Below are 14,776 nucleotides of genomic sequence, written 5' to 3' on the forward strand. Positions count from 1 at the left end.
CTTGGACGGTTGCGGCGCAAATTGCTTAACTTTCCGGCAAAACAACCGGGCACATATGAACGCTACTTAATCTGATTATTTTAGTCAAGTATAGAAACCACGCCCTTACAACGCTCACACTGAATGCGGCGCCTCAATCTTTTGGATGGATTGAAACCCTTCGAAACGCGGCGATCCCTCATGCAGTTTGCGCGTTTGCCCCGCACGGGAATGCGCCGCACGAAAAGCGTCGCTTGTGGTCCAAGCGCGGAAATGCGCCTCCGTTTCCCAAACGGTGTGTGAGGCATAGAGGATCTTCCCCTCCTCCTCCGGCCCTTTGAGCATGTGGAAAGAGACGAACCCTTCGGTATCTTTCAAACGGCTCTCGCGATTTAGCCAAAGGTCTTCGAAATCGGCAGCGTTTTCCAGCAAGACGGTGAAACGGTTCATGGCAAGATACATGGGATATCCTTTAGCTTTTGGTCAGAGATTTACAGGGGTCTTCCCGCACGACAGGCGGGATGAGATGTGTCTCATCGAACGGCGTGTCGCCTGCTGCTTCGACAAAGCCGATGGCGTGGGTCGTCACCTCGGGCGCGGCTTGGGCGATGAGGGCCGGAATCCCCCAATCGGTGCGCGCGTGACCATTGCCCACGATGACGGCGACGGGTGCGCCGTAGGTCTCTAACGCCTCCAGTGCCGCGCGGGCGAATGTGGCGTCGCGGTAGCGTTGCACGGCAACCATACCCCCCATCATCTCACGCGGCATGGCGTTGCAATGCGCTGCAAACTGCCCCTCGACCCGCGCGGTTTGTTGGTCTTCCGGCAGCGGCTGATCAAGGCCGAAGCGCGCCGCCTCAGGCCCAAAAAGCGCAACTGCCCCATCATCAAAAACGCTGCGCACCGCCTCGCGCGGGGCTGCGGCACCGATGATGCGCGCCGCGCCCAAAGCATCAAAAATTGGTGCATATATTTTGAAGTCTTGCCAGCCGCTCGCGCTCCACGCCAGTGCAATTTGGCTGCGATCGGCATCGGCCTTGGCGCCTTCTTCGGCGGTTAGCATCTCAAACACAACAGCCGTAGGGCGCAACGCCTTCAACGCGGCAGCTTGTTCTAAATGGGCGTGCGGATTGTCATGCACCTCGCCCAAGATCACGATATCGGCGGATGGATCAGCCCCGGCAGACATTGCAAAGCAAAACAGAAAAGCTGTTAGGCGCATGGGCGTCCTCTTTGGCAAAAGCGGAATGCCCGAAAGTTGAGGGCATCCCCGTGGGCAGTCATGCGGAAACATGTAGTGTGCATCCATAGGCACGCTACATGTTCTTAAGAAACATTGCCTTGAGCAGCAGTGCAAAGGGCATGGTTTTCTGCGCTTCACTGTCCGACCAGCTGCCTTCAGCTCAGGATTTCACCTCGTCGGCATCGGTCTTCAAATCAGGATCATTATAGTTGTTCGGATCGAAATCATCGGGGTCAAAGGGATCCTCATGCTCGGCAATACCACTCACATGTGTGGTGCCGCTTTCTTCGTCGAACACCAAACCATAGTTCGCCTTGCCTTCGCTTTTGTAGCGCTGAAACTCGTGAATGCCTGCGTAGACAAAGACCAACGTGATCGGCAACAGAATCAGAAATGCAACAATTTGGGCGTCCATAAACGCGCTCCTTAACTATTTGTCGGGGGCCGTATCACCAGTGGGCGCGTGCATTTGGCACTGCGCGGCCGGTGAACTCGCCTGAGATATAATGTCTGCCGCGCAGCATCGCGCGGCTGGACCAGATGCGGCCCTATCTGAACCGCCTTGTAGGTGAAAGCATTAAACGCGGCATTTTGTTCCGTAGCCCCTTATTTTTCTGGCCATGGCTGGATTCGGGCAGCGTTACGACCGCCGCTTTCACGTACAAAAACCACTCCCAAGTCACGCGGCACCAACTGCTTCAAACCATGCTCTAGACGGCCAATGCGCCCAATAAATGGCGGCAAACGCGCAACCCTGCGCCCCGGTTCCTGAAAAAACCGCGCGTTACAAAAGCTTCGTCAAACTTAAACATTCGTGACATTCGCCACTGCGATAGCTCGCCCCGCAAACCCCGGGGGACTTATGCTCGTCATTTCTGAACTGACAAAAACATTCGGCGCGAACACAGCGGTGGCCCGCGCCAATCTGCAGGTCGACAAACCGCAGATGATCGGAATCATCGGACGCTCTGGCGCGGGGAAATCCACCCTACTGCGGATGCTGAACCGGCTGACCGATTCCTCTTCGGGGCAAATCCTGTTTCAAGGGCGCGATGTGACCGCCCTGCGCGGCGCGGCCCGGCGCGGCTGGCAGGCAGAATGCGCGATGATCTTTCAACAGTTCAACCTCGTCCCGCGGATGGATGTGGTGTCGAACGTGCTGCACGGCACGCTCAACCGCCGCTCGACGCTCAGCAGCATCTTCAACCTCTACCCCGATGCCGACATCACCCGCGCGATTGAAATCCTCGACCGTCTGGGCATCGCGCAGCATGCGCCCAAACGGGCCGAGGCACTGTCGGGCGGGCAGCAGCAGCGCGTCGCCATCGCCCGCGCCCTGATGCAAGACCCGCAGATCATTCTGGCCGATGAACCCATCGCCAGCCTCGACCCGATGAATGCGCAGGTGGTGATGCAATCGCTGCGCCGCATTCACGAAGAAGATGGCCGCATGGTCATCGCCAACCTTCACACGCTGGATACCGCGCGCCGTTATTGCGACCGCGTGGTGGGGATGCGCGACGGCAAGATCGTCTTTGACGGCACGCCCGAGCAGCTGACCACCAGTATGGCCCGCGAAATCTACGGTGCAGACAGCAGCTTCTCCGAAGCCGCCACCTCAACCGAGATCGAAACGCTGGACAAGGTGCCAGCCTGACACGACCCGCCCCAAGGGGCATATTTTCAAACTGGAGACGACAAAATGAAGAAGCTCATCGCCGCCGCATTGGCAACCACGGCCCTGACCGGCGCTGCACTGGCTCAATCCGCAGATGTCACCGAATTTCGCATCGGCATCCTTGGCGGGGAAAACGCGCAGGACCGGATGAACTCCTACGAATGTCTGCGCGGCTACACCGAAGAGCGCCTCGGCGTTCCGGCCAAACTCTTTGCCCCTGCCGACTATAACGGCGTGATCCAGGGTCTGCTGGGCGGCACGCTCGACATGGCATGGCTCGGTGCCTCGGCCTATGCCGCCGTTTACCTGCAAGACCCCGAAGCGGTTGAGCCGGTGCTGGTCAAGATCAACCTTGACGGCTCCTACGGCTACCACTCCATCGGCTTCGCGCGCAAAGATGCGGGCATCAACACGCTGGAAGACATGCAAGGCAAGGTCTTTGGCTTTGGCGATCCGAACTCCACCTCCGGCTACCTGATCCCCTCCATCGAAATCCCGCAGACGACCGGTGCCACCATGGAATCCGGCGATTACTTCGGCGAAGTCAAATTCACCGGCGGGCATGAGCAGACCATCGTCGCAGTCAACAACGGTGATGTGGCGGGCGGCGTGACATGGGCCGACGGTCAGGGCAATTGGGAAGACGGCTACAACTCCGGCGCACTGCGCAAGGCCGTGGATGCGGGCCTGATCGACATGAACGATCTGGTAGAAATCTGGCGCTCCAAGCCGATCCCCGAAGGCCCGGTCGTGCTGCGCAAAGACCTGCCCGAAGAGGTCAAAGCAACCATGACCGCACTGGTGGATGAACTGCACGAGATGGACGCCGACTGCGCCTATGGCGTGGCTGCGGGCGAGAGCCTTGGCTTCGATCCGATTGCCCATGACGCCTATGTCTCGATCGTCGAAGCGCGCAAGGCGAAATCCAACTGATCCTAAGGGACAAAAGACATCTGGCAGGTCCCGGCAACGATTGTCGGGGCCTGTCGTCATAGGGGGACGACAGATGCAACAGACCACCACTGCGCCGCAGATCACGGCCGATTACCTTGCCCATGCCCGACAAAAGCGGGTGATGAATATGATCCTGCTGATCGTTTTTGTGGCCCTGCTGATCGGCGGTTTCAGCACCGCCAATGCCCGCAACGCGGGCGGGTTCTGGAACGGGCTGCCCAATGTCTTTGACTTCCCCGCCGATGTGCTGAGCGAGGCATGGGAGCGCGCCCATCTGCTGCCCGGCTATTTCGTAAAATACCTCCCCTCTCTGATTGAGACCGTGAACATCGCCGGGGCCGCCACGCTGATCGGTGCGCTCTTTGCCTTCTTCGCCGCCCTGCTGGCCACACGTGGCCTTGCCCCCGCGCCATGGCTCGTCGCCCCCCTGCGCCGCCTGCTAGACGTGCTGCGCGCCGTGCCTGAAATTGTCGTCGCCCTCGTGTTGATCTTTCTGCTCGGCGGTGGCCCGGTGCCCGCGATGATCGCTATCGCGCTGCATACCGTGGGCGCGCTCGGCAAACTTTTCTCTGAGGTGAACGAAAACGCCTCTCTCAAACCCGTCGACGGGCTTGCCTCTGTCGGGGCGGGCTGGCTGCAACGCATGATTTTGGGCGTCGTGCCGCAGGTCGCGCCCAACTACCTCTCTTACACACTGCTGCGGTTCGAGGTGAACATCCGCGCATCGGCCATCCTCGGCTTCGTTGGCGCAGGCGGCATCGGCTATGACCTGCGCAACACGATGTCTTGGGGCCAAGGCAAATTCGACGAGGCGGCGGCGATTTTTCTGCTGCTCTTCGGCACCATCATCATCGTTGACCAAGTTTCAAGCTATTTCCGCGACCGGCTGACCCATGGCCGCGCCTATAAGGACAAGGGAGCCATCCTGTGACCGACCTTACCGCTTCCACCCTCCCCGCCCAGCAGACCGCCAGCCGCAGCTTCCGCCGCAAACGCATGGCAAGCCTCGCCGCGCCGGTGCTGATCCTTCTCTATCTCACCTACGTCTTCTTCGCCTTCGACGTGGCGGGGCTGGGCGATCGCATCAACGTGTCGAACATGAAGACACTGGTCGCCGACAGCTACAGCTACAAAACCCATGTCGCCCGCGACAACCGCAACGGCGAGATGGAGATCGCCATCGAAGGCGAGCGCAAGGGCCGCTATGCGCCGGGCACCGCCCCCGATTGGGTCACCTTGGGGGAGACGACGCTTGTCGAGCTTGGCAACGGCCATACCGTCGAACTGGGGCCGGAGGTGCGCTATGACGTGCCGGGCTACGGCCTGATCACCGCCACGCCGGGGCGCAGCGGCGTCAACGCCACCCTGCCCAACGGCCCCCTGCCCGAGTGGATCAACGCCTCGAAGAACCGCCTTGCCGTGACCACGGAGGCAGGCCGCCTGACGATCACCCGCAACAGGGCCGAGGTCTTCCGCTATTTCAACGGCTGGGAGCTGTTCTTCTTCACGCTCGACAGCCCCTATCACGGCATGTCTCCGCTGGAACTGCTGCGCAGCGGTGAATATGGCGCAATCTGGCAGGACTTCTGGACCAACAAAATGTGGCGTCATGGCGACGTGGCATGGGCGCTGGTCGAGACGATTCTCATGGCCTTCCTCGGCACCTTTGGCGCAGCGATGATTGCCCTACCGTTGGGGTTCCTCGCCGCCAAGAACTTCTCCCCCTTAGGCGGTCTGCGCTTTGCCGCGCGGCGGTTGTTCGACTTCCTGCGCGGGGTCGACGGGCTCATTTGGACCATCGTGCTTTCCCGTGCCTTTGGCCCCGGCCCACTGACCGGCTCGCTGGCGATCCTGCTGACCGATACCGGCACCTTCGGCAAAATTTTCTCCGAGGCGCTGGAGAATGTGGATGACAAACAGATCGAGGGCATCGCCTCTACCGGGGCAGCACCCGTGCAGCGCTACCGCTTTGGCGTGATCCCCCAGATCACCCCGGTCCTGCTGAGCCAAGTGCTCTACTATCTGGAGTCCAACACCCGCTCTGCCACAATCATCGGTGCGATCACCGGTGGCGGCATTGGCCTGCTGCTGACCCAAGCGATCATCACCCAGAAAGATTGGGAGGAAGTGAGCTATTACATCGTGCTCATCATCCTGATGGTTATCGCGATGGACAGCTTCTCGGGCTGGCTGCGCCGCAAGCTGATCGCGGGTAATGAGGCGGGCCATTGATGGCGCGTCTCAAACTCGATGCGTCCTTCCTCCACCCGGACTGTGAAGTGACCGACACGCAGTTCGGGCGCTATGTCGAGATCGGGCGCGCCACCCGCCTCGCCCACTCAGAGATCGGGGATTACTCATACTGCGACCGCTGGTGCGACATCGCCAACACCCAAGTCGGTAAGTTCAGCAATATCGCCGCCAGCGTGCGCATCGGTGCCACGGATCACCCGATGGACAAGGCCAGCCTGCACCATTTCCACTACCGCGCCGGAGACTACTTTGACGGGGTCGAGGATGACGCCGATTGGTTTGCCCTGCGCCGTAGCCGCCGCACGGTGATCGGCCATGACACATGGCTGGGCCACGGCGCGCAGGTCCGGCCCGAAGTGACCATCGGGCACGGCGCGGTGGTGGCGGGCGGGGCCATCGTCACCCGCGATGTCGCCCCCTATATGATCGTCGCCGGCATTCCGGCCAAACCGCTGCGCCGCCGCTTTTCCGAAAGCATCGCCGCGCGGATGGAGGAATTGGCGTGGTGGGATTGGCCCCATGACCGGCTGCAAGCATCGCTCAAGGATTTCCAGACCCTGCCCGCCGAAGCGTTTTTGGACAAATACGGCTAGTCGCCGGGGTTCAGCGTCAGCGTCACGCGGTCCCCGGCGAACCATGTCACCCCATATTCCACCGACACCCCCTCCGGGTCCACGTTGATCCCGGCAGAGCGCAAGATCGGCGCGCCTTCGGTCAGCCGCAGATGCAGCGCCTGCGTCGCATTGGCCAGTTTCGCCGTCAGTCGGGTTGAGGCGCGGGTGTAATCCGCCACCCCGCCCTGCGCCAAGGCCGTGGTGACCGAACGGCTGGCCTCAAGCGCCGCCAACAGGTTAGGAAACCGCGCTGCGGGAAAGATGCTGCGAAAGATCGCGATGGGCTGCTCATCGGCCAGCGACAGCCCTTCATAGACATGCACCAGTGCCTCGCCTTCCAGCCCCAACTGCGCGGCCTCATGGGCCGAAGCCGCGCGGGTCTCTAACGTCAAAATCTCCTTGGCCGGCACCCGCCCCGCCGCCGCGAGGTTCTGGTGAAAGCGCACCCGCTTGCCGATCGGATAATCCGTGGGCCGCTGCGCCACAAAGACCCCGGCGCCCCGGCGGCTATAGGTCAGCCCGCTCTCATTCATGTCGCTGATCGCGCGGCGCACCGTGTGGCGGTTCACCCCAAACCGCGCCGCCAATTGCGCCTCGGTCGGGAGCCGATCACCGGGGGCGTATTTCCCCGTGGCGATGTCATGGGTGAGCGTGGCGGTGATGGTTTTCCAGATCGCAGTTCGGGCCATGTCGCAGAAGTTTCACATATCCAAGCTTGCGCCAGCGGGAGGCCAGCGGCTAATACTTGTCTAGTTGTATAGTAAATTAGACAAATGCACAAGGTGTCTAGATGACGGTTGAAACCAAAGAGAAGACCAGCGATCGGCAGGCCTGGATGGGCCTGCTCGCGCGGGCCGAGGCCGCTGATCTGGCGAAGCTCTGGGCGCGCTACGGCGCGGTCCCCGCCCATGACCTGCTCCGCGCACCAGAGATCGGCGGCGTCATGCTGCGCGGTCGCATGGGGGCTGTGGGCGATGCCTTTAACATGGGTGAGATGTCGGTCACGCGCTGTTCGGTGCGGCTGGCGAATGGCCCCGACGGCCACGCCTATGTGCAGGGCCGCAGCCGCGACAAGGCGCTGCAAGCGGCCCTTACGGACGCGCTGATGCAAAGCGATGCGGCAGATGAGGTCCGCGCCAAACTACTCGACCCGCTGGCCGAGATCGAGGGCCAGCGCCGCGCCAGCCGTGCCGCCAAGGCCGCCGCCACCAAGGTCGACTTTTTCACCCTGGTCAGAGGAGAAGACTGATGCAGACCCTATCGCTGACAGGCGGGTTTCGCGACACGCCCAAAGACGCCGCTTTTGCCTTTCGCGCGGTGATGAACGCCATGGCCAAACCGGGTGAGATCAACAGCGTGACCGGGGCCGAACCGCCTGCGGGCCTCTCCACTGCCGCCGGGGTCGTCCTGCTGACACTCTGCGACCCCGAAACGCCGCTCTACCTCGCCCCCAGCCTCGACCGGCCCGAGCTGCGCGACTGGATCACCTTCCACACCGGCGCGCCCTTCGCCCCGGCCAGCGCCGCGCAATTCGCCTTGGGCACTTGGGCAGAACTGCCGCAGGGCGACTTCCCGCTCGGCAGCGCCGCCTACCCTGACCGCTCCACCACCCTGATCGTCGAGGTGGATGACCTACGCGCCGAGGGCGCAACCCTCTCCGGCCCCGGCATCAAAGAAAGTGCTGCGCTGTCGCTGCCCGACCGCACGGCCTTCCAGCAAAATGCGACGCTCTTCCCGCGCGGATTGGATTTCATTTTCACCTGCGGCGACCGTCTGGCGGCGCTGCCCCGAAGCACAAAGGTGTCCTGATGTATGTAGCGGTAAAAGGCGGCGAGCGGGCGATTGATAACGCCCACGCATGGCTCGCCGAAGAGCGGCGCGGCGACACAAACGTGCCGGAACTCAGCGTCGCGCAAATTCGCGAGCAGATGGCGCTGGCGGTGAACCGGGTGATGGCCGAAGGTTCGCTTTATGATCCCGACCTTGCTGCGTTGGCAATCAAACAGGCGCGGGGCGATCTGATCGAAGCGGTCTTCCTGATCCGCGCCTATCGCACCACCCTGCCGCGTTTCGGGGCCTCGCGCCCGATGGACACTGGCACCATGGCCTGCGACCGCCGCGTCTCGGCCACCTTTAAGGATGCGCCGGGCGGGCAGGTCTTGGGGCCGACCTTCGACTACACGCACCGCCTGCTGGATTTCAAACTGGCCGCCGATGGCGAGGTGCCCCCCGCCCCCGAAGCGCCAGAGGCCGAAGCGCCTACGGACACGCCGCACATCATGGAATTCCTCGACCGCGAAGGGCTGATGCAGCGCGACACGGACAGTCAGACTCTGCCGCACGATCTAACCCGCGAGCCGCTGGAACTGCCCGCCACCCGCGACCTGCGCCTGCAAGCGCTGACCCGCGGCGACGAAGGTTTCGTGCTCGGCATGGCCTACTCCACCCAGCGCGGCTATGCGCGCAACCACGCTTTCGTCGCGGAACTGCGCATCGGCAAAGTGGCGGTCGAGATGGACATCCCCGAACTGGGTTTCGCCATTGAAATCGGCGAGGTCGAGCTCACCGAATGCGAAACGGTCAACCAATTCACAGGCTCCAAAACCGAGCCGCCGCAGTTCACCCGTGGCTATGGGCTGGTCTTCGGCATGTCCGAGCGCAAGGCGATCTCCATGGCGCTGGTGGACCGGGCACTGCGTTGGGAGGAGTTGGGCGAAGACAACCTCGGCGCGCCTGCGCAGGACGCGGAATTCGTGCTCTATCACGCCGACAACATCCAAGCGACCGGGTTCTTGGAGCACATCAAACTGCCCCATTACGTCGATTTCCAATCCGAACTTGAACTGATCCGCAAGCTGCGCCGCGAGGCGACGGCGGCCCAAGACGCACCACGGGAGGCCGCGGAATGAGCCCCGCCATGACACAGAGCGATCAAGACAAGAATGAGGATAGCGGCATGAACGACTACAACTTTGCCTATCTGGATGAGCAGACCAAACGGATGATCCGCCGCGCGATCCTGAAAGGGCTGGCGATCCCCGGCTATCAGGTGCCCTTCGCCAGCCGCGAAATGCCGATGCCCTACGGCTGGGGCACGGGCGGGGTGCAGGTGTCTGCCGCCGTGCTGACGCCCGAGGATACGTTCAAGGTGATCGACCAAGGAGCGGACGACACGACCAACGCCGTCTCGATCCGCCGTTTTTTTCAGAAGACGGCTGGCGTTGCGGTGACCGAAGCCACGACCGAGGCCAGCGTCATCCAAACCCGCCACCGCATCCCCGAAGCGGCGCTGCGCGAAGATCAGGTACTGGTCTATCAGGTGCCGATCCCCGAACCGCTGCGTTTTCTTGAACCTTCGGAGGTCGAGACCCGCAAAATGCACGAGCTGGAGGAATATGGGCTGATGCATGTGAAACTCTACGAGGACATCGCCCAACACGGCGCGATTGCCACGGCCTATGCCTATCCGGTCAAGGTCGAGGGGCGCTATGTGATGGACCCGTCGCCGATCCCCAAATTCGACAATCCGAAACTGGAAATGGCCGCGATTCAACTCTTTGGCGCAGGGCGCGAGCAGCGGATCTATGCGCTGCCGCCCTATACGCAGGTCGTGTCGCTGGATTTCGAGGATTACCCCTTTGAGGCGAGCAAAGCGGATCATCCTTGCGGGCTTTGCGGGGCCGAGGACAGCTATCTGGATGAGTTGATCGTCGATGACGCGGGCGGGCGTTTGTTCATGTGCTCCGACACCGATTATTGCGCGGCCCGTCAGGCTGCCGGGCATCGCGGCGCGGATGCGGCCCCTATGTTGGAGGGCGTAGCATGACCCCCTTGCTGCAAGTTGAAAACATCGCGAAATTCTATGGCGCGCGGATCGGCTGTACCGATGTCAGCTTTGATCTCTACCCCGGTGAGGTGATGGGCATCGTCGGCGAAAGCGGCTCCGGCAAATCCACGCTGCTGAACACGCTGGCCGGACATTTGACGCCGGATCGCGGGGCCGTGCGTTTCGACACCCGCACCGATGGACTGCGCGACACGGTAACGATGAGCGAGCCGGAACGCCGGATGCTGTCGCGCACCGATTGGGCCTTTGTGCACCAACACGCCCGCGACGGGCTGCGCATGAACGTCAGCGCAGGCGGCAATGTGGGCGAGCGGCTGATGGCCGTGGGCGCGCGACATTACGGCGACATCCGCGCCAGCGCCACCGATTGGCTGGGCCGGGTGGAGATCAACAAAGACCGGATCGACGACCGGCCTTCGGCCTTCTCAGGCGGGATGCAGCAGCGTTTGCAGATTGCCCGCAACCTCGTGACCGGACCACGGCTGGTGTTTATGGACGAACCCACCGGCGGGCTGGACGTAAGCGTGCAAGCACGGCTGTTGGACCTGCTGCGCGGCCTGGTGCGTGAGATGGGGCTGAGCGCCATTATCGTGACCCATGATCTGGCGGTGGTGCGGCTGCTGGCGGACCGGCTGATGGTGATGAAGGACGGCCATGTGGTGGAAACCGGGCTGACCGATCAGGTGTTGGACGACCCGCAGCATGGCTATACCCAGCTTTTGGTCTCTAGCGTGCTACAGGTTTGACGGTGCAGGGAAATGTTTCGCACGCGAAACAAATTACAAACGTTAACAATAGGTTAAACAAGGCTGATCCCATGATACGCGTGAAAAATGTGAGCAAATCCTTCACCCTGCACAACCAAGGTGCGGCGGTGATCCCAGTGATGCGTGGCGGTGAATTGACCGTGGCACGCGGCGAATGCGTGGCGCTGACCGGGGCCTCGGGGGCCGGGAAATCAACGCTGATGCGGATGATCTATGGCAATTACCTGACCGCTTCGGGCCGGGTCATGGTGGGCGATCTAGATGTCGCCCAAGCCGCCCCGCGCGAGATACTGGAGTTGCGCCGCCATGTGCTGGGCTATGTCAGCCAGTTCCTGCGGGTGGTGCCTCGGGTGGCAACGCTCGACGTGGTGGCCGAACCGCTGCGCGCGGTGGGCAGCAGCGAAGCCGACGCACGGGCGCGGGCCGGAGAGTTGTTGGCGCAGCTCAACATCCCGCAGCGGCTTTGGCAGCTCAGCCCCACGACCTTCTCGGGCGGAGAGCAGCAGCGGGTGAACATCGCGCGCGGCTTTGCGCATCCCTACCCGGTCTTGCTGCTGGATGAACCAACGGCGAGCCTTGACGCCACCAACCGCGCCACGGTGCTGACATTGATTGAAGAGGCCAAGGCGCGCGGCACGGCGATCTTGGGCATCTTCCATGACGAAGCCGCCCGCGATCAAATCTGTGACCGCGAAGTGGATGTGACTAGCTTTACCCCCGGATTGGCCGCATGACCGGGCGTTTTATCGCGGTCGTCGGCCCCTCCGGCGTGGGCAAAGACAGTGTAATGGAAGGACTGGCCGAAACCCTGCCCGATCTCTTCCTCGCCCGCCGCGCCATTACACGGTCCGGCGCGGCGGGAGGCGAAGACTTTGACGGGATCAGCGAGGAGGAGTTTCTGCGGCTCGAAGCGGATGGCGCCTTTGCCCTGAGTTGGGCCGCGCATGGGCTGCATTATGGCATTCCCATCGCGGTTGAAATGGCGCTGGCAGAGGGGCGCGATGTGCTCGCCAACCTCTCACGCGGGGTGCTGACCGAGGCCAAACTGCGGTTTGCGCGGTTCGAGGTGCTGTCGCTCACCGCTTCGCCCGACGTGTTGGCCGCACGGCTGCGGGGCCGTGGGCGCGAGACGGAGGACGAGATCACCGCCCGGTTGGCACGGGCCGAACACGCCCTGCCCGGCCATATCGCAGCACATGAGGTCGACAACTCCGGCCCGCTGAAGCAAACCGTGGCGCAGGCGGTGGCCGCGCTCTATCCCGAGAGGGCGGCGCGGTGAACTTCGTGGAACATACCGTCTTCGGCTTGCCCTACCAGCGTCAGGCTGCTCAGCACAAAGGGCTGCGGCAGATGCGTCGTGATATAGGGCGCAAGCGCCGCGGTGACCTGCGGCAGGTCGGCTTTGGGCAGCTTGCTGGTGAGGGTAATGTGGAAGCGGAAAGCGTCCAAGACGTATGGATAGCCCCATTTGTTGAGGTTCGCCTCTTGTGCAAGCGTCAGGTTGGCTTGGCGGCGGCGGGCCAGATCGGCTTCGGAAGGGGGCGCGCGGAACGCGTCGAGGCCGCGCACCACTTCGGCGGCCATAGCGTTCAGCGCGGCGGTGTCCCCTTTGGGCGTCAGTGCCAGAAAGCGGCCCAGCGGGGTCAGGCTGAGACCGTCCAGCGTTACGGGGGCAAGCTGCGCACAAAGCGCCTCAAACTCGGCCAGCAACCCGTCAGCCGATGTGCCCTCGGCCAGTACAAAGGGCGGCTTGATCGTCGCATGCAGCCCGTATTTGCGCGGTGTTTCGGTCAGGGAGGCCACGTCCAGCGCGGCCACTTCGGGATGCGCCACGGCCTGCCCGTGCGCCACATCCCAGCCCAGCCAAGCGGCTCCGGCTTCGGCCAGACTGCCTTGCGGCGTGTAATAGATCGCGTAGCGGTCAAATTTCATTCATCTTCTCCTTGCATCCATGGATGCGCAACAAGCGTGACGTTCACATGACAAAAGAAACCATTCTCGCCAATGCGAAATTGATCCTGCCCGATGCGGTGATGACAGGCAGCGTGGTGCTGCGCGACGGGGTGATCGCGGATATCGCCGAAGGCGCCGCCGTGCCACAGGGGGCGATCGATTGCGAAGGCCGCTACCTCGCCCCCGGTCTGGTGGAACTGCATACCGACAACCTTGAACGCCACATGAAGCCGCGCCCCAAGGTCGACTGGCCGCACCGCGCGGCGATCATCGCCCATGACCGCGAGTTGGCGGGCACCGGGATCACCACGGTGTTCGACGCGATCCGGGTGGGGTCGATCGTGTCGGACGACGGGCGCAAACGCTATGGCAAATACGCCCGCGGAATGGCCGATGAAATCCTGATGATGCGCGAAAGTGGCGCGCTGGCGATCAGCCACCATATCCACCTGCGGGCCGAGATCTGTTCGGAAACGCTGGTAGAGGAACTGGCTGAATTTGGCCCCGAGGATAAGGTCGGCATCGTCAGCTTGATGGACCACACCCCCGGCCAGCGGCAATTCCGCGATGTGCAAAAATTCGAGGATTACGTCTGCGGCAAGAACGGTCTGCCGCGTGAGGATTTTGGCGATTACGTCACCTTTCTGCACGGGCTGCAAGAACGGCTGGGCGCGAAACATGAGGCGGCAGCGGTAGCAGCAGCCGCGCATTACGGCGCGGCACTAGCGAGCCATGATGACACCACGGCAGAACAGGTGGCCACCAGCCACGGCCACGGCGTGCGACTGGCCGAATTCCCCACCACCCGCGAAGCGGCAGAGGCCTGCCATGCCCAAGACATCGCCACGATCATGGGTGCGCCCAACCTCGTGCGCGGCGGATCGCATTCGGGCAATGTGGCGGCAAAGGAATTGGCCGAGTGGGATCTGCTGGACATCCTATCATCGGATTACGTGCCTGCCGCGCTGCTATTGGGTGCGGTGCAACTGGGTGAGCTTTGGGGTGATATGGCACGGGGACTGGCGACCGTCACCCGCACGCCCGCACATCACGTGGGGCTGACCGACCGGGGAGAGATTGCCCTTGGGATGCGGGCCGATCTGATCGATTTTGAGGTGATGAAAGACGCGCCGATCCTCCGTTCGGTCTATGCGATGGGCAATCGGGTGGCCTAAGCAGTGCGGAGTTTCTACGCAACGTGCATCCGCCGATTTTGGCGGGTGCCGTCAGGCCGTTCGGTATCAGCGCCGCCCAACGCTGCCCCGCGCAGAAGTGGTTTGACATCATGGTCAGCGACATTGTTGTGCAGCAGGTCAGGCAGTTGGAACTAGAGATCGCGATCATCATCACCTCAGGCGCCACTCCGCAAGAATACGCCGAAGGTGACGCAGACGTGACGCGCTTTGTCAGCTTGATGAAACCTAATGATAAGCAATCTGGTACAGGCGTGCCCGCACGATGTGGGGAAAGCGCGGCATAAGGCGGCTA

The 14,776-nt window shown here is 62.4% G+C and carries 19 protein-coding genes; 14 read left to right on the forward strand and 5 right to left on the reverse strand.

Annotation, left to right across the window (positions count from 1 at the left end):
* Nucleotides 1-114: 114 nt before the first annotated feature.
* From DSM110093_RS11435 to DSM110093_RS11445, 3 genes are all read right to left on the reverse strand, one after another.
* On the reverse strand, nt 115-441 hold the full coding sequence (locus tag DSM110093_RS11435; RefSeq protein ID WP_243265187.1) for an antibiotic biosynthesis monooxygenase: 327 nt from the start codon (nt 439-441) through the stop codon (nt 115-117).
* Nucleotides 442-451: 10 nt separating this feature from the next.
* Complete coding sequence (locus DSM110093_RS11440) at nt 452-1,201, reverse strand: ChaN family lipoprotein (protein ID WP_243265188.1); 750 nt, start codon at nt 1,199-1,201, stop codon at nt 452-454.
* Between the two features lie 181 nt (nt 1,202-1,382).
* The gene (locus DSM110093_RS11445) at nt 1,383-1,637 is read right to left on the reverse strand and encodes a hypothetical protein (protein ID WP_243265190.1); all 255 of its coding nucleotides are present in this window, start codon (nt 1,635-1,637) and stop codon (nt 1,383-1,385) included.
* Nucleotides 1,638-2,084: 447 nt separating this feature from the next.
* Between DSM110093_RS11445 and phnC the strand changes: the two genes are divergently transcribed.
* The 5 genes from phnC to DSM110093_RS11470 all read left to right on the forward strand — a co-directional run bounded on the left by phnC (nt 2,085) and on the right by DSM110093_RS11470 (nt 6,700).
* The gene (phnC, locus tag DSM110093_RS11450; protein WP_067623287.1) at nt 2,085-2,879 is read left to right on the forward strand and encodes a phosphonate ABC transporter ATP-binding protein; all 795 of its coding nucleotides are present in this window, start codon (nt 2,085-2,087) and stop codon (nt 2,877-2,879) included.
* Between the two features lie 45 nt (nt 2,880-2,924).
* Nucleotides 2,925-3,833 (forward strand): phosphonate ABC transporter substrate-binding protein, encoded by a 909-nt coding sequence (phnD, locus tag DSM110093_RS11455; RefSeq protein WP_243265191.1) that lies wholly within the window; start codon nt 2,925-2,927, stop codon nt 3,831-3,833.
* A gap of 73 nt (nt 3,834-3,906) precedes the next feature.
* A complete protein-coding gene (gene phnE, locus DSM110093_RS11460; protein ID WP_243265193.1) occupies nt 3,907-4,785 on the forward strand; it encodes a phosphonate ABC transporter, permease protein PhnE in 879 nt (292 codons plus the stop codon).
* Between the two features lie 65 nt (nt 4,786-4,850).
* Nucleotides 4,851-6,086, forward strand: a complete 1,236-nt coding sequence (phnE, locus tag DSM110093_RS11465) for a phosphonate ABC transporter, permease protein PhnE (protein WP_243267723.1) — start codon at nt 4,851-4,853, stop codon at nt 6,084-6,086.
* Complete coding sequence (locus DSM110093_RS11470; RefSeq protein ID WP_243265195.1) at nt 6,086-6,700, forward strand: chloramphenicol acetyltransferase; 615 nt, start codon at nt 6,086-6,088, stop codon at nt 6,698-6,700. Before phnE (DSM110093_RS11465) ends, DSM110093_RS11470 begins: the two co-directional genes overlap by 1 nt.
* Here DSM110093_RS11470 and phnF read toward each other — a convergent pair.
* The gene (gene phnF / locus DSM110093_RS11475; RefSeq protein ID WP_243265197.1) at nt 6,697-7,410 is read right to left on the reverse strand and encodes a phosphonate metabolism transcriptional regulator PhnF; all 714 of its coding nucleotides are present in this window, start codon (nt 7,408-7,410) and stop codon (nt 6,697-6,699) included. The genes DSM110093_RS11470 and phnF overlap by 4 nt on opposite strands.
* Before the next feature lie 101 nt (nt 7,411-7,511).
* On the opposite strand from phnF, the gene phnG reads away from it, so the two are divergent.
* The 7 genes from phnG (at nt 7,512) to phnN (ending at nt 12,614) form a co-directional block, all read left to right on the forward strand.
* On the forward strand, nt 7,512-7,970 hold the full coding sequence (gene phnG / locus DSM110093_RS11480) for a phosphonate C-P lyase system protein PhnG (protein WP_243265199.1): 459 nt from the start codon (nt 7,512-7,514) through the stop codon (nt 7,968-7,970).
* Nucleotides 7,970-8,530, forward strand: a complete 561-nt coding sequence (phnH, locus tag DSM110093_RS11485; RefSeq protein WP_243265201.1) for a phosphonate C-P lyase system protein PhnH — start codon at nt 7,970-7,972, stop codon at nt 8,528-8,530. The genes phnG and phnH overlap by 1 nt, the downstream gene beginning before the upstream one ends.
* Nucleotides 8,530-9,630, forward strand: a complete 1,101-nt coding sequence (locus DSM110093_RS11490) for a carbon-phosphorus lyase complex subunit PhnI (RefSeq protein WP_243265202.1) — start codon at nt 8,530-8,532, stop codon at nt 9,628-9,630. Before phnH ends, DSM110093_RS11490 begins: the two co-directional genes overlap by 1 nt.
* A gap of 47 nt (nt 9,631-9,677) precedes the next feature.
* Nucleotides 9,678-10,547 (forward strand): alpha-D-ribose 1-methylphosphonate 5-phosphate C-P-lyase PhnJ, encoded by an 870-nt coding sequence (locus DSM110093_RS11495; protein WP_243267724.1) that lies wholly within the window; start codon nt 9,678-9,680, stop codon nt 10,545-10,547.
* Nucleotides 10,544-11,314, forward strand: a complete 771-nt coding sequence (gene phnK / locus DSM110093_RS11500; RefSeq protein ID WP_243265203.1) for a phosphonate C-P lyase system protein PhnK — start codon at nt 10,544-10,546, stop codon at nt 11,312-11,314. The genes DSM110093_RS11495 and phnK overlap by 4 nt, the downstream gene beginning before the upstream one ends.
* Before the next feature lie 71 nt (nt 11,315-11,385).
* Nucleotides 11,386-12,069, forward strand: coding sequence for a phosphonate C-P lyase system protein PhnL (gene phnL, locus DSM110093_RS11505; RefSeq protein WP_243265204.1), 684 nt, complete (start codon nt 11,386-11,388; stop codon nt 12,067-12,069).
* On the forward strand, nt 12,066-12,614 hold the full coding sequence (phnN, locus tag DSM110093_RS11510) for a phosphonate metabolism protein/1,5-bisphosphokinase (PRPP-forming) PhnN (protein ID WP_243265205.1): 549 nt from the start codon (nt 12,066-12,068) through the stop codon (nt 12,612-12,614). The genes phnL and phnN overlap by 4 nt, the downstream gene beginning before the upstream one ends.
* On the opposite strand, the gene DSM110093_RS11515 is transcribed toward phnN, so the two are convergent.
* Nucleotides 12,590-13,267 (reverse strand): DUF1045 domain-containing protein, encoded by a 678-nt coding sequence (locus DSM110093_RS11515; RefSeq protein ID WP_243265206.1) that lies wholly within the window; start codon nt 13,265-13,267, stop codon nt 12,590-12,592. The genes phnN and DSM110093_RS11515 overlap by 25 nt on opposite strands.
* A 47-nt stretch (nt 13,268-13,314) precedes the next feature.
* Between DSM110093_RS11515 and DSM110093_RS11520 the strand changes: the two genes are divergently transcribed.
* Nucleotides 13,315-14,463, forward strand: a complete 1,149-nt coding sequence (locus DSM110093_RS11520) for an alpha-D-ribose 1-methylphosphonate 5-triphosphate diphosphatase (protein WP_243265207.1) — start codon at nt 13,315-13,317, stop codon at nt 14,461-14,463.
* 23 nt (nt 14,464-14,486) lie between these two features.
* Nucleotides 14,487-14,768, forward strand: a complete 282-nt coding sequence (locus DSM110093_RS11525; protein ID WP_243265208.1) for a hypothetical protein — start codon at nt 14,487-14,489, stop codon at nt 14,766-14,768.
* Nucleotides 14,769-14,776: the final 8 nt, after the last annotated feature.

Source organism: Sulfitobacter sp. DSM 110093, assembly GCF_022788715.1.
Taxonomy (GTDB): domain Bacteria; phylum Pseudomonadota; class Alphaproteobacteria; order Rhodobacterales; family Rhodobacteraceae; genus Sulfitobacter.

Bases quoted from the DNA above. Each gene is read 5' to 3' on its own strand.
- DSM110093_RS11435 (WP_243265187.1), bottom strand. From the start codon at position 441: ATGTATCTTGCCATGAACCGTTTCACCGTCTTGCTGGAAAACGCTGCC.
- DSM110093_RS11440 (WP_243265188.1), bottom strand. From the start codon at position 1,201: ATGCGCCTAACAGCTTTTCTGTTTTGCTTTGCAATGTCTGCCGGGGCT.
- DSM110093_RS11445 (WP_243265190.1), bottom strand. From the start codon at position 1,637: ATGGACGCCCAAATTGTTGCATTTCTGATTCTGTTGCCGATCACGTTG.
- phnC (WP_067623287.1), top strand. From the start codon at position 2,085: ATGCTCGTCATTTCTGAACTGACAAAAACATTCGGCGCGAACACAGCG.
- phnD (WP_243265191.1), top strand. From the start codon at position 2,925: ATGAAGAAGCTCATCGCCGCCGCATTGGCAACCACGGCCCTGACCGGC.
- phnE (WP_243265193.1), top strand. From the start codon at position 3,907: ATGCAACAGACCACCACTGCGCCGCAGATCACGGCCGATTACCTTGCC.
- phnE (WP_243267723.1), top strand. From the start codon at position 4,851: ATGGCAAGCCTCGCCGCGCCGGTGCTGATCCTTCTCTATCTCACCTAC.
- DSM110093_RS11470 (WP_243265195.1), top strand. From the start codon at position 6,086: ATGGCGCGTCTCAAACTCGATGCGTCCTTCCTCCACCCGGACTGTGAA.
- phnF (WP_243265197.1), bottom strand. From the start codon at position 7,410: ATGGCCCGAACTGCGATCTGGAAAACCATCACCGCCACGCTCACCCAT.
- phnG (WP_243265199.1), top strand. From the start codon at position 7,512: ATGACGGTTGAAACCAAAGAGAAGACCAGCGATCGGCAGGCCTGGATG.
- phnH (WP_243265201.1), top strand. From the start codon at position 7,970: ATGCAGACCCTATCGCTGACAGGCGGGTTTCGCGACACGCCCAAAGAC.
- DSM110093_RS11490 (WP_243265202.1), top strand. From the start codon at position 8,530: ATGTATGTAGCGGTAAAAGGCGGCGAGCGGGCGATTGATAACGCCCAC.
- DSM110093_RS11495 (WP_243267724.1), top strand. From the start codon at position 9,678: ATGAACGACTACAACTTTGCCTATCTGGATGAGCAGACCAAACGGATG.
- phnK (WP_243265203.1), top strand. From the start codon at position 10,544: ATGACCCCCTTGCTGCAAGTTGAAAACATCGCGAAATTCTATGGCGCG.
- phnL (WP_243265204.1), top strand. From the start codon at position 11,386: ATGATACGCGTGAAAAATGTGAGCAAATCCTTCACCCTGCACAACCAA.
- phnN (WP_243265205.1), top strand. From the start codon at position 12,066: ATGACCGGGCGTTTTATCGCGGTCGTCGGCCCCTCCGGCGTGGGCAAA.
- DSM110093_RS11515 (WP_243265206.1), bottom strand. From the start codon at position 13,267: ATGAAATTTGACCGCTACGCGATCTATTACACGCCGCAAGGCAGTCTG.
- DSM110093_RS11520 (WP_243265207.1), top strand. From the start codon at position 13,315: ATGACAAAAGAAACCATTCTCGCCAATGCGAAATTGATCCTGCCCGAT.